This window comes from Salmonella enterica subsp. enterica serovar Typhimurium str. LT2 (genome assembly GCF_000006945.2).
Taxonomy (GTDB): Bacteria; Pseudomonadota; Gammaproteobacteria; order Enterobacterales; family Enterobacteriaceae; genus Salmonella; species Salmonella enterica.
In genome coordinates this window covers 2,079,571-2,102,018 of the sequence record NC_003197.2, presented here as the reverse complement: position 1 = coordinate 2,102,018, position 22,448 = coordinate 2,079,571, and the positions used below count along the sequence as shown (strand labels likewise).

Here is a 22,448-nt window from a genome sequence, read left to right as displayed (position 1 = left end):
GACTATTATGCTTGCCACTTCAGACCTGTGGTTTCGTTATCAGAATGAGCCGGTACTTAAAGGGTTAAATATGGATTTTTCGCTTTCGCCTGTTACCGGTTTGGTGGGCGCGAACGGCTGTGGGAAGTCTACGCTTTTTATGAACCTGAGCGGCTTGTTGCGTCCGCAAAAAGGGGCCGTGTTGTGGCAGGGAAAACCGCTGGATTACAGCAAGCGCGGACTACTGGCGCTGCGCCAGCAAGTTGCGACGGTTTTTCAGGACCCTGAACAGCAGATTTTTTATACTGATATCGATAGCGATATTGCATTTAGTTTACGTAATTTGGGGGTGCCGGAGGCGGAAATCACGCGCCGCGTCGACGAGGCGCTAACGCTGGTTGACGCCCAACATTTTCGCCATCAGCCCATTCAGTGTTTGAGTCATGGGCAAAAAAAACGTGTGGCTATCGCCGGAGCGCTGGTGCTACAGGCGCGCTATCTATTGCTGGATGAACCCACTGCTGGTCTCGATCCCGCAGGGCGCACTCAGATGATTGCTATCATCAGGCGGATTGTGGCGCAGGGCAATCATGTCATTATATCCAGCCATGATATCGATCTTATTTATGAAATTAGCGATGCCGTATACGTATTACGCCAGGGCCAGATCCTGACGCATGGCGCGCCTGGCGAGGTTTTCGCGTGTACGGAAGCGATGGAACACGCGGGGCTAACCCAGCCCTGGCTGGTCAAACTTCATACTCAACTGGGACTGCCGCTGTGTAAAACAGAAACGGAGTTTTTTCATCGAATGCAAAAGTGCGCATTCAGGGAGGCGTCATGACGCAGGCAGTTATGTTGCAGGGGACGGCATCCGACGTCGGCAAAAGTGTGCTGGCGGCGGGTTTATGCCGCATTTTTTATCAGGATGGTCTGCGTACCGCGCCGTTTAAATCGCAAAATATGGCGCTTAATTCTGGTATTACGCCGGATGGTAAAGAGATGGGGCGGGCGCAAATTTTTCAGGCGGAAGCCGCGGGGATCACGCCAGATGTGCGTATGAACCCGGTGCTGCTCAAACCGACCAGCGATCGCCAGGCGCAGGTCGTGCTGATGGGGAAAGTGGCGACCAATATGGATGCGGTTAGTTACCATGACTATAAACCGCGTTTGCGTGAGCAAATCCTTGCGGTCTATAACAGCCTGGCGCAGGAATATGACGTTATTGTGCTGGAAGGCGCCGGAAGCCCGGCGGAAATCAATCTGCGCGATCGCGATATCGTCAATATGGGAATGGCGGAAATGGCCCAGTGTCCGGTTATTCTGGTGGCGGATATCGACCGGGGCGGCGTATTCGCCGCTATTTATGGCACGCTGGCGCTGCTGCATAAACAGGAGCGTGACAGAGTAAAGGGCGTCATTATCAACAAATTCCGCGGCGACGTGGCGCTACTCTATTCCGGTATCGAACAAATCGAATCGCTTACCGGCGTCCCGGTCCTGGGAGTGATGCCGTGGCTGGATGTGGATCTGGAAGATGAAGATGGCGTCGCGCTGCAAAACGATAAATATCGCGGTAACGCCCCCCGTGATATCACTATTGCCATTGTGCAACTGCCACATATTTCTAACTTTACGGATTTTAACGCTCTGGCGGCGCAGCCGGATGTGCGCATACGCTATATTCGCCGCCCGGAAGCGTTGACTGACGTTGATCTGGTGATCCTGCCGGGCAGTAAGAATACGCTGAGCGACCTCGCCTGGCTGCGCGAAAGCGGGATGGCGGATGCGGTATTGCAGACACATCGGCAGGGCGTGCCGGTGATGGGGATTTGCGGCGGCTACCAGATGCTGGGCGACACCATTGTGGATGAGGTGGAGTCGGGGCTGGGTACGCAGCCGGGCCTGGGGCTGCTTAATACAATCACTCGCTTTGCACAGGATAAAACCACGACGCAGGTTAACGCGACAATGTCAGGCGAGCTGCCCGGCTGGCTGGCTGCCGCGGCGGGGCTACCGGTACGCGGTTATGAAATTCACATGGGGGAAACGGTGCTGCAGGAAGGATGCTGTACGGCCATGACGTTACAGAAAAATGGATGCTCTGTGGCGGATGGCGCGGTCACCGCCGACGGACTGGCGTTTGGCACTTACCTTCACGGCCTGTTTGACAGCGATGCCTTTACCCGTGCGGTGGTCAATGGGTTACGGGCGCGAAAGGGGCTTGCGCCGTGGGAAACGACTTTTTGTTATGCGGATCATAAAGCGCGGCAATTTGATCTGCTGGCGGAAGCGATGCGGCAACATATTGATATTGATAAAATTTATACCATCATGCAACAACATCAGGAGCCGGTATGATGATTCTGGTGACGGGCGGGGCACGTAGTGGTAAAAGCCGTCATGCTGAAGCCTTAATTGGCGATGCGCCGCAGGTACTGTATATCGCCACCTCGCAGATTCTTGATGACGAGATGGCGGCGAGAATTCAGCATCATAAAGATGGCAGGCCGGCACACTGGCGGACCGCAGAATGCTGGCGGCATCTTGATACGTTGATTACCGCGGATCTTGCCCCTGACGACGCGATTTTGCTGGAATGTATTACCACCATGGTGACGAATCTGCTGTTTGCGCTGGGAGGCGAGAACGATCCCGAACAGTGGGATTACGCGGCGATGGAGCGCGCCATTGACGATGAAATTCAGATTTTAATTGCAGCCTGCCAGCGCTGCCCGGCGAAAGTGGTACTGGTGACAAATGAGGTGGGAATGGGGATCGTCCCGGAAAACCGTCTGGCGCGCCATTTTCGTGATATTGCCGGTCGGGTCAACCAACGACTGGCGGCAGCGGCGGATGAGGTCTGGCTGGTAGTCTCAGGTATTGGAGTCAAAATTAAATGAGTAAGCTGTTTTGGGCCATGCTCGCTTTTATTAGCCGCTTGCCCGTGCCGTCACGCTGGTCGCAGGGACTGGATTTCGAGCAGTATTCGCGTGGGATCGTGATGTTTCCCTTTATCGGGTTGATTCTGGGGGGCGTAAGCGGCCTGATTTTCATCCTCCTGCAACCCTGGTGTGGTATTCCGCTAGCGGCGTTGTTCTGTATTCTGGCGCTGGCGCTGCTGACCGGTGGTTTTCACCTGGATGGGCTGGCCGATACCTGCGATGGCATTTTTTCCGCGCGCCGCCGTGAGCGAATGCTGGAGATTATGCGTGATAGTCGTCTGGGAACCCATGGCGGGCTGGCGCTTATTTTTGTGCTACTGGCAAAAATTCTGGTGGTCAGCGAACTGGCGTTACGTGGAACGCCAATGTTGGCGGCGTTGGCGGCGGCCTGTGCGGCCGGACGCGGCAGCGCCGTTTTATTGATGTACCGTCATCGCTACGCCCGTGAAGAGGGGCTTGGCAATGTATTTATCGGTAAAGTCAGCGGACGGCAAACCTGCATTACTCTGGGATTGGCGGTAATCGTCGCCACGGTATTACTGCCTGGTATGCAAGGGTTGGCCGCAATGGTGGTCACATGCGCGGCGATTTTCATCCTTGGCCAGTTGCTTAAACGTACGCTTGGCGGTCAAACCGGCGATACGCTGGGCGCGGCGATCGAACTTGGTGAATTGATCTTTCTGCTGGCTCTGTTATGAGCCGATTATTACGGACGAGACATCTTATGCAGACACTACACGCTTTACTCCGTGACATTCCTGCGCCGGACGCCGAGGCGATGGCGCGTGCGCAGCAACATATTGACGGCCTGCTCAAACCGCCGGGCAGCCTGGGCAGACTGGAAACCTTAGCCGTTCAGCTCGCGGGTATGCCGGGTCTTAACGGTACGCCGCAGGTAGGTGAAAAGGCGGTGCTGGTGATGTGCGCCGACCATGGCGTCTGGGATGAAGGCGTAGCGGTTTCGCCCAAAATCGTGACGGCGATTCAGGCGGCGAATATGACGCGGGGAACAACCGGCGTATGCGTGCTTGCCGCTCAGGCCGGTGCGAAGGTGCATGTCATTGATGTCGGTATTGATGCCGAACCTATTCCTGGCGTAGTTAATATGCGCGTCGCGCGCGGCTGCGGAAATATTGCCGTTGGCCCGGCGATGAGTCGCTTGCAGGCTGAGGCGCTTTTGCTGGAGGTTTCCCGCTACACCTGCGACCTGGCGCAACGCGGCGTGACCTTATTTGGCGTAGGGGAGCTGGGAATGGCGAACACTACGCCAGCCGCCGCGATGGTCAGCGTTTTTACAGGAAGTGATGCAAAAGAGGTGGTGGGGATTGGCGCGAATCTTCCGCCTTCCCGCATCGATAATAAAGTGGACGTCGTGCGGCGGGCGATTGCGATTAATCAGCCCAATCCGCGCGACGGCATTGATGTGTTGTCGAAGGTGGGTGGTTTTGATCTGGTCGGGATGACCGGCGTGATGCTTGGCGCGGCAAGGTGTGGCTTACCCGTATTGCTGGATGGCTTTCTTTCCTACTCGGCAGCGCTGGCGGCCTGTCAGATTGCGCCTGCGGTGAGACCTTATCTGATCCCGTCGCACTTTTCGGCGGAAAAGGGCGCCCGCATCGCGCTCGCGCATTTGTCTATGGAACCCTATTTGCATATGGCGATGCGGTTAGGTGAAGGAAGCGGCGCGGCGCTGGCGATGCCGATCGTGGAAGCCGCGTGCGCCATGTTCCACAACATGGGGGAGTTGGCGGCCAGTAATATTGTCCTGCCGGAGGGGAACGCAAACGCAACATAACCCGGGCGCACAACACCAGCCATGTGAGAAAAAAGCTATACTTAACGCACACCTGCCGCGACAAAGGAAGGGATATAATGCGTCGTATCACACCTTTTTTTCCGTTTTTCGTCTTGTTGGTAAGCCATTTCTCGCTGGCTATAAGCTATCCGTTGCCGCCCGAAGGCAGTCGTCTGGTAGGACAGCCTGTCACAATCGCCGTACCGCAGAACAATACTCAGCCCTTAGAGTCATTTGCCGCCCGCTACGGTCAAGGGCTGAGTAATATGCTTGAAGCGAATCCCGGCGTGGATGTGTTTTTACCTCAGTCTGGTTCCACACTGGTGGTGCCGCAGCAGTTGATTCTGCCTGACACCGTTCGTGAAGGTATTGTGGTAAACGTCGCCGAGATGCGCCTTTATTATTATCCCGCAGGCACGAATACGGTTGAGGTGCTACCTATTGGTATTGGTCAGGCTGGCCGTGAAACGCCGCGCAACTGGGTAACTGCGGTTGAACGCAAACAAGATGGCCCGGTTTGGGTGCCAACGGCTAATACGCGTCGGGAATATGCTAAAGAGGGAAAAACGCTGCCCGCGATGGTGCCTGCGGGGCCGGATAACCCTATGGGGCTATACGCAATATATATCGGCAGGTTATATGCCATCCATGGCACTAACGCTAACTTTGGCATTGGCCTTCGCGTCAGTCAGGGCTGTATCCGTTTACGCAATGACGATATTAAATATTTATTCGACCATGTTCCTGTAGGAACCCGCGTTCAGATTATCGACAGGCCCGTTAAATTTTCGGTAGAGCCGGATGGCAGTCGTTGGCTGGAGGTACACGAACCGCTTTCTCGCAACCGTGCTGAATTTGAGTCAGACAAAAAAGTTCCATTGCCCGTTACGCCAGTGCTGCGCACGTTTATCAAAGGGGATGACGTTGATACTTCGCGGGTTAATGAGGTGCTGGAGCGCCGTTCCGGAATGCCGGTCAACATTAGCGCGGGCAGGCCTGGCCTTTAAATATCCTGTCGCATTGCTGGTTTTCATGGGCTGGAGTATCTGTATTAGTAGTGAGTGTCATGGCAGGGGCTCCATTTTCTCAGCGAACCGTGAGGCCCCCGATTAGGCCCCTAAAAACTATGGATGTCAAGAAACCCGGTAGACCTTATCAGGTCAACCGGGTAAAGATAAGTTCTTGTTTTTTTAAACGTCTCTGGACTCGCTGGGATGTCCCGAAACTAAAATCTGGCTCCTCTGACTGGACTCGAACCAGTGACATACGGATTAACAGTCCGCCGTTCTACCGACTGAACTACAGAGGAATCGTGTGGGGTCGTATATTAGCGGCGGAAAAATTTTTGTCAAACCCCATTTAACCTCTTACAGATTCGATTGCGGGTTATCTCATCACTTTGTTGCATTTGCAGACATTTTTTCTGCAAAAAGCTTTGCAGCCTTACGATTTCTCGCTCATTATTGAAATGTGGTTTCAACTCTCTTCTTTAAGGTCCATTTTGAACGTCTCCACTGCCTTACGCCAGGCTGTCGTCCGTACGCCCTGGTATGCCAAACGCAAGAGCTACAAAGTGTTGTTCTGGCGTGAAATCACCCCACTTGCTATCCCTATTTTTCTGGAAAATACCTGTGTTTTGCTAATGGGCGTGCTCAGTACTTTTCTCGTCAGTTGGCTGGGCAAGGAAGCAATGGCGGGCGTGGGGCTTGCCGACAGTTTTAATATGGTAATTATGGCTTTTTTTGCGGCTATCGATCTTGGTACTACGGTGGTGGTCGCCTTTAGCCTCGGCAAGCGCGACAGGCGACGCGCAAGGGCGGCGGCGCGCCAGTCGCTGGTGATTATGACGCTATTTGCCGTTGTGCTGGCAGTGGTCATTCATTATTTCGGCAGTGAAATTATTAATATTGTCGCAGGCGAGGCGACGCCAGAAGTAAAGGGGCTGGCGTTAACGTACCTTGAACTGACGGTGCTGAGTTATCCGGCTGCGGCAATTGCGCTAATCGGTAGCGGCGCGCTGCGTGGGGCAGGGAATACGAAAATCCCGTTGATGATTAACGGCGGGATGAACATTCTCAATATTATTATCAGCAGCATCCTGATTTACGGGGCTTTCTCCTGGCAAGGGCTGGGTTTTGCCGGCGCGGGGCTGGGATTAACCATTTCGCGCTACATCGGCGCGGTAGCGATTATTTGGGTGCTGATGATTGGTTTTAATCCGGCGCTGCGCATTCCGCTGAAAAGCTATCTGAAGCCGCTGAATTTCGGCATTATCTGGGAAGTGATGGGTATCGGTATTCCGGCGAGCATTGAATCAGTGCTGTTCAACGGTGGCAAGCTACTGACGCAAATGTTTGTCGCCGGAATGGGCACTAACGTTATTGCGGGTAACTTTATTGCCTTTTCCGTGGCGGCGCTTATCAACCTGCCGGGTAACGCCCTTGGTTCGGCGTCGACTATTATCACCGGTAAGCGTCTTGGTACCGGGCAAATTGGTCAGGCAGAGCGTCAACTGCGCCATGTATTCTGGATGTCGACTATCGTACTTACGGCAATTGCCTGGGGGACGGCGCCGTTTGCGGGTCTGTTTGCCTCATTTTATACCCAGGAGCAGGACGTAAAAGAGGTAGTGAAAGTTCTGCTCTGGCTTAATGCTGCCTTTATGCCAATTTGGGCGGCCGCGTGGGTGTTGCCGTCGGGTTTTAAAGGCGCGCGCGATGTGCGATTTGCGATGTGGGTATCGATGCTGGGGATGTGGGGCTGTCGCGTTGTGGCAGGGTATACGCTTGGTATTGTGCTGGGTATGGGGGTTGTAGGGGTTTGGCTGGGGATGTTTCTTGACTGGGCCGTGCGTGGCGCACTGTTTTACTGGCGTCTGATAAGCGGGCGCTGGCTGTGGAGATACCCGCGCGTAAAGAGGGAGTAAGCGCTTTTTGCTGTGAAAATCATCAGGAAACGGTGAATTTTAACCGAAGTGTGGAATAAAGCAGCAAACGAACTTTTTTTGTGAAAACAGGCTTTGACAAGCCAGGGGCACCTCGTTAATATTCGCCCCGTTCACACGATTCCTCTGTAGTTCAGTCGGTAGAACGGCGGACTGTTAATCCGTATGTCACTGGTTCGAGTCCAGTCAGAGGAGCCAGATTTTAGTTTCGGGATATCCTGGTGAGTCCGGAGACGTTTAAAAAACAATAAATTATCTTTACCCGGTTGACCTGAGAGGGTTTACCGGGTTTTTTGACATCCATGGTTTTTGGGGGCTTAATCGGAGGCTTCACGGTTCGCTGAGAAAATGGAGCCCCTACGTATGGCATTAACCGATACCGCTATCCGCAAGATCAAACCCGTATCAGTATGCTGACATATAGATGTGTTCGGTTCAAACGGAGCGATCACACAAGCTTGCCAGGTGATGCCCCTGGTGGGAATCGCGACTGTCTCTTTCATCTGATTTCAGATATTTCCAGTGATCTTGATCCGTTCTTTCCCAAAAGATTGATTTCTTTCATTCGAAACAAGGATGTACAATAAGTAAACCAAAATAGTAACTATAGAGTTTCTAATGGATACAGTAGAAGAACTAAATGGAACATACTTCTATGCAGGAAAATCCAATCTGACTGCTGCCGAACTTCTGTTATGATTTTTTGTGAGAATACCGCAAGCCAGTTTGGGATTGGTGTTGCAGATTTCGGGGCTGTTGTTGCTTTGGCATCAGGTCGTAATAATCTTTGGACAAGGGCGAAACCCGCTGGAGCGACTAAAGGCACATCATACGCGTCCAGGACTGCACGTGCAGTGTTTAAAAAGTCAAAATTTCCCTTTGGAATATCCCTTCCGACATGGTTAGGCGGTTACACCCCATGGACAGCCAGACGTGTTATGGTTCGTAACATTGCGCCGTTTGTTGGACGTTCCATTCCTTTGATCGGGGAAATTATCCTTGCCGCAGATGTGTCACAAATAACATATTGCACTATACGCGACTACAATACCATTGCTCGGGGCAATGATAAGTTATGGTAGACAATATTGAACAGCAAGTTTACGAGCTTGTACGGCCTTATGCTGGCACATATCTTTTCAACATTAAGCAAGTGGAATTAACACCAGAGATTGACCTTGATACTGATCTGAGCATTGATGAACTTGAAGCCGAAGATCTCATGAATAAATTCTTCGAGGAACTCAATGTCGAGCGAGGTAACTTCAGAATAGAAACCTATTTTCCTAATCACCCTTTTTCATGGCATCCGTTCAAGAAAACGGAACCTGTACCCGTCCCAGATTTCACTATCAGCATGCTGATCGAGTCAGCAAAAGCCGGGAAATGGTTATATGACTAATTGTAATGAACTTAACAAATGGCTGTACCAGTACCCTTCTTTTTGAGCGATGATGGTGGCGCTAAGATAGTTCTCTTTTCTTTTTAAAGGGTTCATGTTTACTGTCGCCACCCTTACGCTAACCCCTTTAGTTTCCTCCTTTGCTGTCATACTATCGAATGACGTGCCTCACCTGTGAACGCTAAGGAGAATAATATGGAAAATAAAGGCACAAACCTAACGCCCGAGCAGGCGCTGGATCGCCTGGAGGAGCTATACGAGCAGTCGGTTAACGCGCTCCGTGAAGCCATCGCTGACTATGTTGATAACGGTACGCTGCCCGATCCCCACGCCAGGCTTAACGGACTGTTTGTTTATCCTTCGCTGTCTGTAAGCTGGGATGGCGCGACACCGAACCCGCCTAAAACACGCGCTTTTGGACGCTTTACTCATCCCGGCTGTTATACCACTACCGTTACGCGGCCTGCGCTATTTCGCGCTTATCTTCTGGAACAGCTTAACCTCGTTTACCATGATTATGGCGCGCATATTGCGGTAGAGGCCTCGCACCATGAGATCCCGTATCCTTATGTGATCGATGGCTCGGCTCTGACGCTGGATCGTTCTATGAGCGCCGGGCTAACGCGCCATTTTCCTACCACAGAACTGGCGCAGATTGGCGATGAGACGGCAGACGGTCTGTTCCACCCCGGCGAATTCTATCCGCTATCGCACTTCGACGCGCGTCGTGTTGACTTCTCGTTGGCCCGGTTACGGCACTATACCGGTACGCCGGTTGAACATTTTCAGCCCTTCGTTTTGTTTACCAACTACACCCGCTATGTCGATGAGTTTGTGCGCTGGGGATGCAGCCAAATTCTTGATCCTGACAGTCCCTATATCGCGCTTTCCTGTGCCGGCGGAATTTGGATCACGGCAGAAACGGAAGCGCCGGAAGAGGCTATTTCCGATCTGGCCTGGAAGAAGCATCAGATGCCCGCCTGGCACCTGGTAACGGCAGATGGGCAGGGGATTACGCTGGTAAATATCGGTGTCGGCCCTTCAAATGCTAAAACGATTTGCGACCATTTGGCCGTGTTGCGGCCTGACGTCTGGCTTATGATTGGGCACTGTGGAGGGTTACGAGAAAGTCAGGCGATTGGTGATTATGTGCTGGCCCATGCCTACTTACGCGATGATCATGTGCTGGATGCCGTTCTGCCGCCTGATATTCCTATTCCAAGCATTGCGGAAGTACAGCGTGCGCTGTACGACGCCACCAAAGCGGTTAGCGGAATGCCCGGTGAAGAGGTGAAACAGCGACTGCGCACGGGAACGGTCGTCACCACGGATGATCGTAACTGGGAGCTTCGTTATTCCGCATCGGCGCTGCGATTCAACCTTAGCCGCGCGGTCGCGATTGATATGGAGAGCGCGACGATTGCAGCCCAGGGCTATCGCTTCCGCGTGCCTTACGGCACGCTGCTTTGTGTTTCTGACAAACCTTTACACGGTGAAATTAAACTGCCCGGGCAGGCAAACCGGTTTTATGAGGGGGCTATTTCAGAACATTTGCAAATTGGTATTCGTGCTATTGATTTACTACGCGCAGAAGGTGATCGTTTGCACTCACGTAAATTACGCACGTTTAATGAGCCACCGTTTCGCTAACGAAATGAGCTGTCGCCTGCTGCTGGACAGGAGCGGAAGAGGCGTATTTATGTGATATGGAAAGTGGCTGAATGAAGCCTTAGCGGGAGGCGGTTCTGTATCCCGTTAAGGCCTTATTGTGCCGCGGCTTCATCACCATCGCCGGAGACCTGTCGCCGATAATCGCGTCTACGTCAGGAAACGCGCCGGAAGGCGAAAACATTGCGCCGCACTTCACGCTCCTTGAGCGCCTGGACCCACAAGCCCGGATTAACAAGCAGATACCGACCGTGAGAATCGATCAGCTTAAAGGGATTATCAGAAGGCTTGATACTGAGGATTTTCGCGTCGGACAGGGATATAGGGTGGTCACGCCATTATCGAACTCATAGCGCCACGAGTGGCGCGGAAAGCCTTCATCATCATAGTGGCGCACGTCGGTAAAGCGCACCAGCCGGTGCTCGCCGTTCCATTCAAATCGGTGCTTCCGGCACTGCGCCTTGCCCCAGCGGTCAGCGATGGGATTGCCGAACTCGTCGTACTCATAGTGGTGGTCTGCCCTGTAGCAGCAGGCGGTCGCCTTTGACTTTCGCCTGATGCTCGCCACCTTCGGGCGGCATGTTCATGCCCAGCAGGTTGTCGTCGTCGTCAAAGCTGAACTCCTCGTGCAGGGCGTTCCAGCGCGGGTCTTCCGGCAGGCGGTGTTGGGTCAACATTAATATCTTGCGGTAATCTCTGTGGGTTTGGATTCGAATTTACGTTAGTGCGTGTGACCGGTAAATCCCGCGACGATCTGCAGGCAGCGATGGTGCTGATGCGCGGCGGCAATCTGGGCCAGCCGTTCCAGTTCAAAAACTTCCGCGATTGATTTTTCCCGCCCGCCGCCTTCCCGCATGTGAGAAAGGTGGCCGGGCGGGTAAATCGATTAAGGCGTGGCTTTTTTAGGCTCTGCGGCCTTGTTATACAACGCCTGAATCAGCGCCTGCTGTTCCGCTCCCGGTATGATACCCAATCTGTGAAAAATATTCCCAATCTGATAAAGCTGCTGATTACCGGTGTCGTCCTGGCGGGTAATCGACGCCTGCGTGGTTAATTTTTTCAGCGTAAAGGTAATATGTTCCTGACACTCGGGCGTGTTTTCAGAACAAATCTGGCGTAACAGCATCAGGTTTTTATTATCGACCCTATCTGCGTTAATCATCAATTCCCTTGCCTGACTCCACTGTTTTGCATTCATGTAGTGGTCGATCATCGCCTCCTCTTCGAGAGAGGGAACGTGCTGGTGTAACACCCGTTTGGCATTCACCGTGTCGTTGCCATAGCCGTAAAGCTCTGCAAGTCTTTGAAAGGAACGCGACATATCTTCATCAGGCCAGGCTTTTGCTTGGCTGAGGTAAATCGCCTCGGCGCTGACGGCTAATTTTTGCGCTGCCTCAGGATGGCCAATTTCTTTGAGTACTTCACCTATTTCATTTGTTGCATCTTCCCATTCGGCGAACGTCAGGGTTTGCGCCTCGGCGGAGAGGGTTGCGATATGCTTTTCCGCCACAGCATTCTGCTTATGCTGAAAGAGATTCTTCAGCGCTTTGATTTTGTACTCGTAGCAATACCTGTCGTCGTAGCAGGTATATTCCGGCGCGCTCATCAGCAAATCGATACGCTTATTCATCAGCGCAACATCATCAAGCTTGCTTAATAAATCAATCAGCTCCATTTCAATGCGCGGCGAAGGGGCAAAATTGAATATTTTATCGACCTGCGTCACACAGGTTGAAAGCGTCTCCTGATAATTCTGTGTCAGCTCGTTTTTCTTATAAAAAGAGAGCAATCCCGGTAATGAATACTGGAAATAGCTTCCTTTATTGCCGGTTGCTTTGCGCAATCTCGCAGACAACGCCATCGCCTTCTCTTTATTACCCGTGGCGTAATAGATCTCCATCAGGTCGAGATACTCTTGATAACGGTAGGCTTCAGCACTCGGTTGTTGAGCAATAGCCGTATCAAACATTTTCAGCGCGCTATCTGCGTAAACCAACGCCTTTGCGGTGTCGCCCTTGGCATGGTACTGCTTCGCAATAATAAGCAGCATTTTTAGCTGAGTATAAGGAACAACAATTTTATCAGCGTAATTTTCATTATAAATAGCGGCGGTTTTATCAGGCTCTGAGTGACAGGATTCTAAAACCGTGGCTAAATAAAAATTCCTCGCGTCGGCATTTTTGCTAAGAAGGGCTAAGGCTTTTTCAGGCTGTTTGCGATTAACCCAGCCATCAACGTAGCTCTCGTAGGCGGTAATGCTCGACGGTTTATCGAGACCAATTTTGGACAGGAAAACCATCGCGGCATCCGGGCTATTATTTTCAGCGATCCACGAGGCCTCATGGTTTAGCGAAAACTTCGCATCATTCGATTGTGTGTCCAGCTTTTTCAGTAATGCATCCGCACGGCTCATCGGGCCGTACATAAACAGTTCCCTGTGTAATTCAAACCAGGCTGCCTGCGATTTAAAAGTGGTGTTTTCATTTAAAGGGACGGCATTTTGCAGTTTCTGTTCGACAACTGACCAGACATCAGGCGATTGCTGACTTTGTGCAACGCTCTGATAAGAGTAAAAAACCGTGGCGGCTGTGAGTAATGTGGCGAATTTAAATTTCATAGCAACGTGTATCCTTTCAGTTCCGTTTGAATAGCCTCTTTACAGCAAAGTCATATTTACTTAGTTTGAGGCGTTAATTCCTTTAAGGCTGCCAGTGCAGGTTTGACGCCGCCTTTTACCGCCGCTGTAAGATGAAGTTTGGCTTTGTTGAGGTCTTTCTCAACGCCATCACCATTCCTGTACATGAGTCCAAGGTTATAGTGCGCCTGAGCATTTCCCTGGTCAGCGGATTTTTTAATCCACTTATAGGCTTCCGGCAGGTTTTTCGGCATTCCTTCGCCGATAAGATTTAAATATCCCACTTCTAACTGCGCATCACTTTCGCCAAGCTCTGCCGCTTTGAATAAATAGGAGAGATATTTTTTACTGTCTTGCGCTACGCCATCACCGTCGTTGTACGCATAGGCCAAAAAGAGAAGCGCGCCGGGATGATTTTGCTCTGCGGACTGAGTTAACCATTTCATCGCCGCATCGTAGTTTGTGCATTCAAACTCATACTTACCTAAATGATATTGCGCAGTGCTGTCACCCTGCTTTGCCTTATTGGTGACGTCAGTCGGCGCATATAGCTCTGAAAGCTCTTCATCGTTGTGGTAACAACGGATGTATTTTATGCCGTCTTCATCATAGGCTTCTTCTGTACCTTCCTTGTCGCCATCGACATAGGGCAGCGCACTTAAGACCTTACCCGTACGATCGTTAAACTCTCTTTTCAGGCCGTTTCTTTCATCATTAGCAAACATAACCTCTTCAACAAGTTTACCGGTACGTTCGCTCCAGCGGCGATCGGCTCCCTGCTTTTTATCGTCTTTATATTCGGTGGTATAGGTGAGTTTGCCCTGTTCATTCCAGTGCTTAGCGTCCCCATTTAGCATACCGTTTTTATAGGGATAGACTGATTCGCGGTGACCATTTTCGTACCACTTTTCGAAATCCCCGTCTAACACATCATGTTTATACATTTTGGATGAGGCAGGCTTTCCGTTGCTGAACCATTCTTTGACCGCACCATGTTTACGGCCTTCACTATCAAAAGAGGATTCTTCTTTGGGATGCCCATTTTCATACCAGCTCTGAGCAGAAAGCTGTTTGCCATTTTTATAGGTCGCTTTAGAAAGGAGTTTGCCCTCTTCACTGTATTGTTCGAACGTTCCGTCGTTTTCACCTTGGTTATTTCTGTGGTAAACACCACGAATTTTACCGGTAGAATAATATTCCGTACTGGTGCCGACAATGGTGCCTTTACTGTATGAATATTTCCCCTTTATTTTCCCATCAGGGAAATATTCAAATGCCGGGCCTTCCAGTTTCTGATTTAAATAGCTGTGTTTTTGTTTTAAAACGCCGTTATCATAAAAATGTGGGCATTCGCCATCTTTAATTTTACCTTGGGCAAAGTAACGTTTACTTTCAACGGCTCCGTTTTCATGGTATACGATGTATTCCCCTTCGGGTTGACCATCTTTAAACGTCAGCGTTTCCGCTATTTTGTCTTTTTCATCAAAGTAAGTTTCAGCTTTTCCGTCACGCTTATTTTGCGCATTATAATGATAAATACTTTTGAGATTGCCGCTTTCATAGAAAGATTTAAATACAGAAACACGTTGTCGGTTAGCGAAGTTTTCTTCGTTGGTATAGCCTTCAAAGGCTATCTGTTTACTCTGCATCACCTCCCCTGTTTCTTCTGAGGATTCCAGATACCAGCCGGTGACTTTCCATAATTTTTTCTCTTTGTCATAGGGGAGGGGCATATGGACTACTGTTGTTGCCTGACGTTTAACCGTCGGTTGCAGTTCATCATCCAGCCACAAGTCAGACGATCTTTTCATGTATTCGGCACCGCACAGCGCTTCGGTACATAGCTCGATTCCAGTCAGCATGGGCGTGCCGCCAGCATCGCACTGATCGACCGTCAGGTAAAAATAACGGTCATCGAGAATAGCCGGTCTTAAACTGCGTATTTTATTAATATATTCTTCTGTCGTCAGTCCCATTGATTCTGCGCGCGCAGAAAGGGTATTAGTATTACAGGGTGTTTTATCTTTAAAATAATAACGGTCGGCGAGTAAAAGTTTCAGGTCACTGCTAATGGCGGTTTTATTAAAATCGATATTTTCAATTTGGGCGATGAAATTAACGGGTTTGGATTCTGTACTGGGGGATTGTTTTGCACATATATTCGCGCAATATAATGAAACTATAATTGTTATGAATATTTTCTTCAAGATGTTCTCCTTGTATGAATAATAACTCCCTGAAACTTATTTCATGCTATAGAAACAAAGAGTTAATGTAAAGGATGCGAGGAGCATATTCTGGCAGGAGAGAGTTTTCTTCAGTTACCAGTAAGAATAATTTAAGTATTACGAGCGCGTTGTTTTTAATTTGATAATAACGCGCTGATGATTATTAACGATTATATACCCAATAAACCTCAAGATGCGGGAGTGAGCACCTGAAAGTGATCTTTAATTCGGGATGTCAGTGAGTCCGCTATATCCGGCAGCGTCTGGTTAAAAAAGACAGATATTGCGTCCCTGAACTCTCGCGTACTGCTGAAGTAGCGATTATTCCGGGCATGTTCGTTCATTAATTTCCACATTCGTTCTATCGGATTCAGGTTTGGACTGTAAGGGGGAAGGTAATGCAGCCTGATATTTACCACCTCCGCCCAGTCTTTCACTAACTGTGAACGGTGGTAACCTGCTCCATCCGCTGCTCGCTCTTAGCCAGCTGTCAAATTTGCCCATACACCTGCGCCACATACCGCCCACGCCCGTCCCCATGCCCCAGATCCATTGCACGCTCTGCACCGCTTCCTGTGAACGTAAGCCCATCAGCCTCGCCAGTTCCAGCGCCGCCGCCAGTCCCGGAGCTTTCATGCGGGCCGTCTCCAGCACATGATGATAATGTTCCGGCGTGATCGCCTGTCGCGTCCCGCTGCGCGATGCACCAGCCAGACCCAGCGATTTATTAGTCAGCCACTCATGCTCTGCCACCTGTTTACGCCCGGCCTGTTGCAGAACAGCGCGCAGCGAGGCCATTTCATTTTGCAGCGTGCGTTTGCCGATCCCCTGCGCCAACCTTTCATGAATATAGCTTTCAATGTGGCGCACCTTAATCTGCGCAACCCGCTGGATATGGACGTTCAAAGCCCGTAAGTGGTGATCGAAACGCTGCACGATATGAATGCAATCGTTCACCGTTTTATGGCTACCGCCACAGTGCTTTGCCAGTGCCTTCATTTCACCACCTAACTTGCCCATACACTTCTCCTGTGATTTTGAGAACACGAACAGTCTCCGGCGTATGCTCTTTGGCTGCGCCAGAACGATACCTTTACGCCGGAGTGGCAGTTTGTTGAGGTATAGGGAGTTTCAGACTGTACGCGGTACAGGCTGCCTGCGTGAGCAGAAATTCTCCGGGGCATCAGCCCCCCCCTCGGTATCGATCTTTTTCTCTTCTTTCTTGCTGACAGCGGCCCCAAAAAGGCGTGTCAGATTCGGGAATGAACGCCGGAACCCCGAAAACAGGGGCATGGCGCGGTGTAGTGGTTGTGCGTCACTTTGTCGCTTTGCGCGACGAAAGTGACGCACCGGTTGAGTGCCGGGCGCGAAAGATCGCGGATTCTGGCGCAGATTGACGGTCACGCGGCAGCAAAGCCGGACGTCTTTGCAGGCCGCAGCCCGTAAAGTAAAAGGCGCTGATGTGGTAACAGGTGCCGGGTGGAATCGCTTCCGTCACGGTGCAGCATTGACCAGAGATCTGGCGCAGGTACCATCGAGATACTCTTTCAGTTCTTTGGTACCGAACGTGTCGATAGCCCGCTGAGCTGCGCCAAGATTAGACGCCAGCTTGTCACCGCCAATGTCTTTATCGGCTTTAACTGCCGCAGCCCAGTCTTCTGTTTGCTTCTGCCATGACTCCGCTTGCTGTTGTTGCACTCCCGCCAGCACTTTCGGATAGACGTCCACCAGCTTCTGCGCCTGCTCCTGCGTCAGGTTCAGTTCACGCGCCACTGGTTCGAACTGCGCCAGCGCGCTGGTATCGAGTTCCTGACCTTCAGGGGCGGTGAACGCGTATTTCTCCGGCGCGCCGGGCGGCGTTTCTTCTTTCGGTGGAGTGGGCTTATTGGGAGCGGCGGGTGGATTTTCTGACGGTTTTCCTGTACCCGGATCGGTCTGCGTGCCGCCAGCGGTATCGGTTAATGCCATAGGAGGGGGCTCCATTTACTCAACGAACCGTGAGGCCCGATTAAGCCCCAAAAACTATGGATGTCAAAAAAACCCGGCAAACCTTATCAGATCAACCGGGTAAAGATAATTTCTTGTTTTTTAAACGTCTCCGGACTCGCCAGGATGTCCCGAAACTAAAATCTGGCTCCTCTGACTGGACTCGAACCAGTGACATACGGATTAACAGTCCGCCGTTCTACCGACTGAACTACAGAGGAATCGTGTGAACGGGGCGCATAGTAACGATGTGCGATCGGCTTGTCAAAGGGGGAAATAAGGTTGCGCGTTTGTTTGCTGACAAAAACAACAAAGCGTTGAAGTTTTGATCTAATTCCTACTTTGCTCCGGCATGGCGCAACTTTGTCTGTAATTGCACAAGTCAAATGCTGTGACCTTACCGCAATGGCTATGTACCAGCGTCTGATGAAACGTGAAAAACTGGCAGGCACTTGGCAAATAATTCTGAGACATAACGCCGTAGAGATTAAGGGCAGGGAGTAGAATGAACTTTAGACGTGAAATATTTTGTGAAAATGGTTGATACAGGCAGTCTGACGCCGGTAGCGGAAATGGCAGATAAATTTCTGGTGCAGGCGAAAAGTTTTCCGTCAATATCATAGGCAGAATTATGGTGCATCAGCTTTTGGCGACGACACGGGACGAGCGGGTTTTATCGCGCTTTTCCTGAAGGATTTTTTCATCAGCCTGTTTTTTGCGTTCGGGTCAATCCCCTGATCCAGCAGCCTTTTGACCTCGTCACGGCGTTGTCTGGCATCAGCAAGAGAAACCGCAGGGTAAACCCCAATAGAAAACACCTTCTGTTTGCCATTAAAGCGATAGCCTGACTGCCAGTATTTTGAATCGATAGAGGCCAAACCCGTCAGCGAGCTTGACGGCCTTTTCCGCTGGTCTGGCATTTTTTACTTTAGTATCAGTCAGTGACATGACTGTTCCCTCCGCGTGCTGGTAAAACGCAAATCGAACCAGCTTTACCAGCAAAAGGGTATAGCTTCGAGTGGTTTTTAGTAAACGAGAGTGAACCTGAAGAAGGGGTTAATCAGTTGATATAAATGCAGAAAGCAGACGTCAGTGAACGTCTGCTTCCCTAAATTTGGCTCCTCTGACTGGACTCGAACCAGTGACATACGGATTAACAGTCCGCCGTTCTACCGACTGAACTACAGAGGAATTGTTTCAACGAGGCGCATAATACTGGGCCGGCTATAACGTGTCAACAGTAAAATTAACGCGCCAATTCAATTGGTTAATTAACCCACAAAGTGAGGAATTAATGTTCGGATTCCTCGCCGTAGTCGCCTTCGGCAGCGCTTACCCGTAAGCGCTGAGAAGGATCCTGGCGATAGAACTGGCAAAAACGCTGCCATAGTGCCGGGAAACGTGGAGCAAACAGTTCTGGCGCGCTGAAAAAATACTCTGACAACACGGCAAAACATTCAGCAGGGTCGGTGGCGGCATAGGCATCTATACTGGCAGCGCTTTCGCCAACAAGATCGATTTCATCCTGAATATTATTCATTGCCGCGTGGAGATCGTGTTCCCAGCCAGCCACATCGCGCAACGGGATGAAAGGGATGCCGCTGGCGCGATCGCCATTACGCATATCCAGTTTGTGCGCGACTTCATGAATAATGAGATTGAAACCCGAAGCATCGAACGAGTCCTGGATATCCAGCCAGTTCAGAATAATGGGCCCTTGTTGCCAGCTTTGCCCCGACTGTACGACACGCTGGCTGTGCACCAGACCTATGTCATCTTCCCATTCATCATCTACCACAAAGGGCGCGGGATAAATGAGCACTTCATGAAAACCATCAAGCCACTCAATACCGAGCTCCAGGATCGGTAAGCAAAAAATTAACGCAATACGTGCACTTTTTAACGAGTCGAGCTCAAATCCCTGTAGCGCTACCAGTCTTTTCTGCTGCAAAAAACGTTCGGCTAGCGCAATAAGCCGAGCCTGTTCTTGCGCGGTGAGGTTTACCAGAAGAGGTATAGCCAGCGCATCATCCCACGGCCAGTCTTCGTTCTGGGTTATTTCTTGTGCTTTCCAGGGCCACTTAATCATCGTTTTGCTCGTAAACTCGTCACTTGAACAAAATTACCCGAATAGGGTCTGTTAAAATGCCAAATTACCTGGCATCATTGCAATATACGGAGAGATGCCGGAGCGGCTGAACGGACCGGTCTCGAAAACCGGAGTAGGGGCAACTCTACCGGGGGTTCAAATCCCCCTCTCTCCGCCACAATTCAAACACTTAGCTCATCTTCTTTCAGCGATCAGTCTCACACTTAGAATACACTTAGAATATTCTGTTAGAATATTACGTGAAAAACGTATCGCCATCTTATGCTTTTTCTGCCAGAAGAGGGGGCCAGGGATGGTGTTATTTTTACTTTTCGATCATAAGTCAACTCCTGGTTTTCTGCCCCGCTCTTTCGCCGTACCCCATCTGGATTAATATTGATGTCACTCGCGGCGACTTAACGCCGTCGTCCTCGGTCATCGTCGCACCCGGCCTGTTGCCCGACATGTTCCCCTGTAGACATGGGCGCCGGGCAGAAGATTAATTGCTGTGAGGGAAACGCGCTGGCGCGTGGCGATAACTTACGCTGCGGGACTGTCGACGCTGTACAGAAAATCTGGCCTCCAGGCTGGCTTAAATATGCGCACATGACAATACAACCGGAAAATTTACAAAACCCATAATTTGAACTGAGAGAGAAACTTACAAACGAAGCGACGAAGATTTAAACAGTCGTAGCGACTCCGGTATCTTGCGCGCATGTTCAAATAACACTACTGTATATAAAAACAGTATTCGAGGTATGGATTATGGAATTTTTCAGACCTACAGAGTTGCGCGAAATTATTCCTCTCCCATTTTTCAGTTACTTAGTGCCGTGTGGATTCCCCAGCCCCGCGGCGGACTACATTGAGCAGCGTATCGATCTTAATGAGTTGCTCGTTTCTCATCCCAGCTCAACATATTTTGTCAAAGCCTCGGGGGATTCAATGATTGAAGCAGGCATCAGCGACGGTGACCTGCTGGTGGTGGATAGCTCACGGAACGCTGACCACGGTGACATTGTAATTGCGGCAATTGAAGGAGAGTTCACCGTAAAACGGTTGCAGTTGCGCCCGACAGTGCAGTTAATCCCCATGAACGGCGCCTATCGACCTATACCTGTCGGCAGTGAAGACACGCTCGACATATTCGGGGTGGTGACCTTTATCATTAAAGCGGTCAGTTGATTATGTTCGCGCTCTGCGATGTTAATAGCTTTTACGCCTCCTGCGAAACGGTCTTTCGTCCTGATTTATGTGGCCGACCGGTGGTGGTGTTATCAAACAATGATGGCTGCGTTATCGCGTGTAGCGCCGAGGCGAAACAGCTCGGTATCGCACCAGGTGAGCCATACTTCAAACAGAAAGAACGCTTCCGGCGATCCGGTGTTGTTTGCTTCAGCAGTAATTACGAGCTTTACGCTGATATGTCGAACCGGGTAATGACCACACTCGAGGAGATGGTGCCGCGGGTAGAAATTTACAGCATTGATGAGGCCTTTTGTGATCTGACGGGGGTACGAAACTGCCGGGATCTGACAGATTTCGGGCGCGAGATAAGAGCGACGGTCCTGAAGCGCACGCACCTGACTGTCGGTGTAGGCATTGCCCAGACGAAAACCCTTGCCAAGCTGGCTAACCATGCTGCGAAAAAGTGGCAGCGCCAGACCGACGGGGTGGTTGACTTGTCGAACATCGATCGCCAGCGTCGGCTGCTGGCCCTGATACCCGTGGAGGATGTCTGGGGTGTCGGCAGGCGCATCAGTAAGAAGCTCAATGCCCTGGGCATCAAGACTGCTCTCGATCTCTCTGAACAAAGTACCTGGATCATCAGGAAACACTTCAATGTCGTGCTGGAGCGTACCGTGAGAGAGCTTCGCGGAGAGCCATGTCTGGAGCTCGAAGAGTTTGCGCCGGCAAAGCAGGAAATCGTTTGTAGTCGCTCTTTCGGCGAGCGGGTCACAGACTATGAGGAAATGCGCCAGGCTGTTTACAGCTACGCTGCGCGCGCGGCAGAAAAACTCCGCGGCGAGCACCAGTACTGCCGTTTCATTTCAACATTCGTCAAAACATCACCCTTTGCCCTGAACGAGCCCTACTACGGTAACAGCGCCGCGGTGACGCTTCTCACCCCCACGCAGGATTCACGTGACATTATCAATGCGGCTGTGAAATGCCTGGATAAAATATGGCGCGACGGCCATCGCTACCAGAAAGCGGGGGTGATGCTGGGTGACTTCTTCAGTCAGGGCGTAGCGCAACTCAACCTTTTCGACGATAACGCGCCGCGCGCCGGTAGTGCGAAGTTGATGGAAGTACTGGACCATCTTAACGCAAAAGACGGGAAGGGGACGCTGTACTTCGCCGGGCAGGGGATGTCGCAACAGTGGGCTATGAAGCGAGAAATGCTTTCGCCTCGGTACACCACAAGATACTCTGATCTACTGCGTGTTAAGTAACTTGTGCGATCAATGCCTGAGATGGTTGCCAAATCATCCCCGTTCTCTAACCGGTTTTGGTCGCACAAGATCACAGGAACCTCTCACGATGAGGCGCATGTATCCTGGTTTACGACATCAGAAAATGTGGCGCGTTTATTGCCCGGCAGGCGTTGTGAGACGTCACTTATTTACGCCAGGTTTCAGCCGTAGCGACAGGCATGAATAAAAAGAGTATGGCAATCAGCGTGATAATGCTAAAAAACAATTAATATTTTTTTAACAAAACTAAAGCTTGCTATGTTCAGTTAACCATGCGTTAATGGTTGTGCGGTTTGA

The 22,448-nt window shown here is 50.9% G+C and carries 18 protein-coding genes, 5 tRNA genes, 1 pseudogene and 16 other annotated features; of the genes and pseudogenes, 14 read left to right on the top strand and 10 right to left on the bottom strand.

All coding sequences use genetic code 11. The features are described from left to right. Position 1 precedes the first annotated feature (1 nt). Positions 2 to 7: a ribosome-binding site (putative RBS for cbiO; RegulonDB:STMS1H002171), on the top strand. The 6 genes from cbiO to erfK all read left to right on the top strand — a co-directional run bounded on the left by cbiO (position 2) and on the right by erfK (position 5,726). Further along, positions 2 to 823, top strand: a protein-coding gene (gene cbiO, locus STM2020; protein ID NP_460965.1) for a synthesis of vitamin B12 adenosyl cobalamide precursor. Within the gene, positions 8 to 823 belong to an annotated coding region; the region does not span the whole gene. Its footprint overlaps the feature before it by 6 nt. Next, positions 814 to 819, top strand: a ribosome-binding site (putative RBS for cbiP; RegulonDB:STMS1H002170). Its footprint overlaps the gene before it by 6 nt. Beyond that, the gene (gene cbiP, locus STM2019; RefSeq protein ID NP_460964.1) for a synthesis of vitamin B12 adenosyl cobalamide precursor occupies positions 814 to 2,340 on the top strand. Within the gene, positions 820 to 2,340 belong to an annotated coding region; the region does not span the whole gene. Before cbiO ends, cbiP begins: the two co-directional genes overlap by 10 nt. Beyond that, positions 2,326 to 2,331, top strand: a ribosome-binding site (putative RBS for cobU; RegulonDB:STMS1H002169). Its footprint overlaps the gene before it by 6 nt. Next, positions 2,326 to 2,882, top strand: a protein-coding gene (gene cobU, locus STM2018; protein ID NP_460963.1) for a cobinamide kinase. Within the gene, positions 2,337 to 2,882 belong to an annotated coding region; the region does not span the whole gene. The genes cbiP and cobU overlap by 15 nt, the downstream gene beginning before the upstream one ends. Then, positions 2,863 to 2,868 (top strand) — a ribosome-binding site (putative RBS for cobS; RegulonDB:STMS1H002168). (Overlaps the previous gene by 6 nt.) Next, the gene (gene cobS / locus STM2017; RefSeq protein NP_460962.1) for a cobalamin 5'-phosphate synthase occupies positions 2,863 to 3,622 on the top strand. Within the gene, positions 2,879 to 3,622 belong to an annotated coding region; the region does not span the whole gene. Before cobU ends, cobS begins: the two co-directional genes overlap by 20 nt. Before the next feature lie 13 nt (positions 3,623 to 3,635). Beyond that, positions 3,636 to 3,641: a ribosome-binding site (putative RBS for cobT; RegulonDB:STMS1H002167), on the top strand. Then, the gene (cobT, locus tag STM2016) for a nicotinate-nucleotide dimethylbenzimidazole-P phosphoribosyl transferase (RefSeq protein NP_460961.1) occupies positions 3,636 to 4,719 on the top strand. Within the gene, positions 3,649 to 4,719 belong to an annotated coding region; the region does not span the whole gene. Its footprint overlaps the feature before it by 6 nt. A gap of 63 nt (positions 4,720 to 4,782) precedes the next feature. Then, positions 4,783 to 4,788 (top strand) — a ribosome-binding site (putative RBS for erfK; RegulonDB:STMS1H002166). Next, the gene (gene erfK, locus STM2015; protein NP_460960.1) for a putative periplasmic protein occupies positions 4,783 to 5,726 on the top strand. Within the gene, positions 4,797 to 5,726 belong to an annotated coding region; the region does not span the whole gene. Its footprint overlaps the feature before it by 6 nt. A 228-nt stretch (positions 5,727 to 5,954) precedes the next feature. Here erfK and asnU read toward each other — a convergent pair. Further along, positions 5,955 to 6,027 (bottom strand) — tRNA-Asn (asnU, locus tag STM2014). A gap of 160 nt (positions 6,028 to 6,187) precedes the next feature. Between asnU and yeeO the strand changes: the two genes are divergently transcribed. From yeeO to STM2011, 3 genes are all read left to right on the top strand, one after another. Next, the gene (gene yeeO, locus STM2013; protein NP_460959.1) at positions 6,188 to 7,645 is read left to right on the top strand and encodes a putative MATE family transport protein; all 1,458 of its coding nucleotides are present in this window, start codon (positions 6,188 to 6,190) and stop codon (positions 7,643 to 7,645) included. 139 nt (positions 7,646 to 7,784) lie between these two features. After that, positions 7,785 to 7,857 (top strand) — tRNA-Asn (gene asnW, locus STM2012). Positions 7,858 to 8,734: 877 nt separating this feature from the next. Further along, positions 8,735 to 8,740 (top strand) — a ribosome-binding site (putative RBS for STM2011; RegulonDB:STMS1H002164). Beyond that, the gene (locus tag STM2011; RefSeq protein NP_460958.1) for a putative cytoplasmic protein occupies positions 8,735 to 9,065 on the top strand. Within the gene, positions 8,739 to 9,065 belong to an annotated coding region; the region does not span the whole gene. It overlaps the preceding feature by 6 nt. Here the strand turns inward: STM2011 and STM2010 are convergent. Then, the gene (locus STM2010; protein NP_448416.1) for a putative cytoplasmic protein occupies positions 9,054 to 9,221 on the bottom strand. Within the gene, positions 9,054 to 9,215 belong to an annotated coding region; the region does not span the whole gene. The two genes, STM2011 and STM2010, sit on opposite strands and share 12 nt — an antisense overlap. Continuing rightward, positions 9,216 to 9,221, bottom strand: a ribosome-binding site (putative RBS for STM2010; RegulonDB:STMS1H002163). Its footprint overlaps the gene before it by 6 nt. 27 nt (positions 9,222 to 9,248) lie before the next feature. Further along, positions 9,249 to 9,254 (top strand) — a ribosome-binding site (putative RBS for amn; RegulonDB:STMS1H002162). Between STM2010 and amn the strand changes: the two genes are divergently transcribed. Then, the gene (amn, locus tag STM2009; RefSeq protein ID NP_460956.1) for an AMP nucleosidase occupies positions 9,249 to 10,715 on the top strand. Within the gene, positions 9,261 to 10,715 belong to an annotated coding region; the region does not span the whole gene. Its footprint overlaps the feature before it by 6 nt. 904 nt (positions 10,716 to 11,619) lie before the next feature. Here amn and STM2008 read toward each other — a convergent pair. The 8 genes and pseudogenes from STM2008 to yeeI form a co-directional block, all read right to left on the bottom strand. Further along, the gene (locus tag STM2008) for a putative periplasmic protein (RefSeq protein ID NP_460955.1) occupies positions 11,620 to 13,356 on the bottom strand. Within the gene, positions 11,620 to 13,350 belong to an annotated coding region; the region does not span the whole gene. Beyond that, positions 13,351 to 13,356, bottom strand: a ribosome-binding site (putative RBS for STM2008; RegulonDB:STMS1H002161). It overlaps the preceding gene by 6 nt. Before the next feature lie 50 nt (positions 13,357 to 13,406). Continuing rightward, entirely contained in the window at positions 13,407 to 15,101 is a 1,695-nt protein-coding gene (locus STM2007; RefSeq protein NP_460954.1) for a putative TPR repeat protein, read from the bottom strand. A gap of 816 nt (positions 15,102 to 15,917) precedes the next feature. After that, positions 15,918 to 16,624 (bottom strand): putative branched chain amino acid transport protein gene (locus tag STM2006; RefSeq protein NP_448412.1). Within the gene, positions 15,918 to 16,616 belong to an annotated coding region; the region does not span the whole gene. After that, positions 16,619 to 16,624: a ribosome-binding site (putative RBS for STM2006; RegulonDB:STMS1H002160), on the bottom strand. It overlaps the preceding gene by 6 nt. Positions 16,625 to 17,090: 466 nt before the next feature. After that, the gene (locus tag STM2005) for a putative endoprotease (protein NP_460952.1) occupies positions 17,091 to 17,570 on the bottom strand. Within the gene, positions 17,091 to 17,564 belong to an annotated coding region; the region does not span the whole gene. Next, positions 17,565 to 17,570: a ribosome-binding site (putative RBS for STM2005; RegulonDB:STMS1H002159), on the bottom strand. Its footprint overlaps the gene before it by 6 nt. Before the next feature lie 159 nt (positions 17,571 to 17,729). Continuing rightward, positions 17,730 to 17,802 (bottom strand) — tRNA-Asn (gene asnT / locus STM2004). Between the two features lie 409 nt (positions 17,803 to 18,211). Continuing rightward, positions 18,212 to 18,530: pseudogene (locus STM2003) on the bottom strand (pseudogene; frameshift). 169 nt (positions 18,531 to 18,699) lie between these two features. Next, a tRNA-Asn gene (gene asnT, locus STM2002) sits at positions 18,700 to 18,772 on the bottom strand. Positions 18,773 to 18,873: 101 nt separating this feature from the next. Next, the gene (gene yeeI, locus STM2001) at positions 18,874 to 19,671 is read right to left on the bottom strand and encodes a putative inner membrane protein (RefSeq protein ID NP_460951.1); all 798 of its coding nucleotides are present in this window, start codon (positions 19,669 to 19,671) and stop codon (positions 18,874 to 18,876) included. A gap of 87 nt (positions 19,672 to 19,758) precedes the next feature. On the opposite strand from yeeI, the gene serU reads away from it, so the two are divergent. The 4 genes from serU to umuC all read left to right on the top strand — a co-directional run bounded on the left by serU (position 19,759) and on the right by umuC (position 22,130). Next, positions 19,759 to 19,845 (top strand) — tRNA-Ser (gene serU, locus STM2000). Between the two features lie 306 nt (positions 19,846 to 20,151). Then, on the top strand, positions 20,152 to 20,313 hold the full coding sequence (locus STM1999) for a putative cytoplasmic protein (RefSeq protein ID NP_460950.1): 162 nt from the start codon (positions 20,152 to 20,154) through the stop codon (positions 20,311 to 20,313). Between the two features lie 38 nt (positions 20,314 to 20,351). Continuing rightward, positions 20,352 to 20,360 (top strand) — a -35 signal (putative -35_signal for umuD; RegulonDB:STMLTH004523). Then, positions 20,352 to 20,859 (top strand): error-prone repair: SOS-response transcriptional repressor gene (gene umuD, locus STM1998; RefSeq protein ID NP_460949.1). Within the gene, positions 20,440 to 20,859 belong to an annotated coding region; the region does not span the whole gene. (Overlaps the previous feature by 9 nt.) After that, positions 20,368 to 20,376: a -10 signal (putative -10_signal for umuD; RegulonDB:STMLTH004523), on the top strand. It overlaps the preceding gene by 9 nt. Then, positions 20,428 to 20,433: a ribosome-binding site (putative RBS for umuD; RegulonDB:STMS1H002155), on the top strand. Further along, positions 20,848 to 20,853, top strand: a ribosome-binding site (putative RBS for umuC; RegulonDB:STMS1H002154). Next, the gene (gene umuC, locus STM1997; RefSeq protein NP_460948.1) for an error-prone repair protein occupies positions 20,848 to 22,130 on the top strand. Within the gene, positions 20,862 to 22,130 belong to an annotated coding region; the region does not span the whole gene. Before umuD ends, umuC begins: the two co-directional genes overlap by 12 nt. Positions 22,131 to 22,448 lie beyond the last annotated feature (318 nt).

What these genes read in the sequence shown, in the direction of transcription:
- cbiO (NP_460965.1), top strand. Translation starts at nt 8, where the DNA reads ATGCTTGCCACTTCAGACCTGTGGTTTCGTTATCAGAATGAGCCGGTA.
- cbiP (NP_460964.1), top strand. Translation starts at nt 820, where the DNA reads ATGACGCAGGCAGTTATGTTGCAGGGGACGGCATCCGACGTCGGCAAA.
- cobU (NP_460963.1), top strand. Translation starts at nt 2,337, where the DNA reads ATGATGATTCTGGTGACGGGCGGGGCACGTAGTGGTAAAAGCCGTCAT.
- cobS (NP_460962.1), top strand. Translation starts at nt 2,879, where the DNA reads ATGAGTAAGCTGTTTTGGGCCATGCTCGCTTTTATTAGCCGCTTGCCC.
- cobT (NP_460961.1), top strand. Translation starts at nt 3,649, where the DNA reads ATGCAGACACTACACGCTTTACTCCGTGACATTCCTGCGCCGGACGCC.
- erfK (NP_460960.1), top strand. Translation starts at nt 4,797, where the DNA reads ATGCGTCGTATCACACCTTTTTTTCCGTTTTTCGTCTTGTTGGTAAGC.
- yeeO (NP_460959.1), top strand. Translation starts at nt 6,188, where the DNA reads ATGTGGTTTCAACTCTCTTCTTTAAGGTCCATTTTGAACGTCTCCACT.
- STM2011 (NP_460958.1), top strand. Translation starts at nt 8,739, where the DNA reads ATGGTAGACAATATTGAACAGCAAGTTTACGAGCTTGTACGGCCTTAT.
- STM2010 (NP_448416.1), bottom strand. Translation starts at nt 9,215, where the DNA reads ATGACAGCAAAGGAGGAAACTAAAGGGGTTAGCGTAAGGGTGGCGACA.
- amn (NP_460956.1), top strand. Translation starts at nt 9,261, where the DNA reads ATGGAAAATAAAGGCACAAACCTAACGCCCGAGCAGGCGCTGGATCGC.
- STM2008 (NP_460955.1), bottom strand. Translation starts at nt 13,350, where the DNA reads ATGAAATTTAAATTCGCCACATTACTCACAGCCGCCACGGTTTTTTAC.
- STM2007 (NP_460954.1), bottom strand. Translation starts at nt 15,101, where the DNA reads ATGCCCCTCCCCTATGACAAAGAGAAAAAATTATGGAAAGTCACCGGC.
- STM2006 (NP_448412.1), bottom strand. Translation starts at nt 16,616, where the DNA reads ATGGGCAAGTTAGGTGGTGAAATGAAGGCACTGGCAAAGCACTGTGGC.
- STM2005 (NP_460952.1), bottom strand. Translation starts at nt 17,564, where the DNA reads ATGGCATTAACCGATACCGCTGGCGGCACGCAGACCGATCCGGGTACA.
- yeeI (NP_460951.1), bottom strand. Translation starts at nt 19,671, where the DNA reads ATGATTAAGTGGCCCTGGAAAGCACAAGAAATAACCCAGAACGAAGAC.
- STM1999 (NP_460950.1), top strand. Translation starts at nt 20,152, where the DNA reads ATGGGCGCCGGGCAGAAGATTAATTGCTGTGAGGGAAACGCGCTGGCG.
- umuD (NP_460949.1), top strand. Translation starts at nt 20,440, where the DNA reads ATGGAATTTTTCAGACCTACAGAGTTGCGCGAAATTATTCCTCTCCCA.
- umuC (NP_460948.1), top strand. Translation starts at nt 20,862, where the DNA reads ATGTTCGCGCTCTGCGATGTTAATAGCTTTTACGCCTCCTGCGAAACG.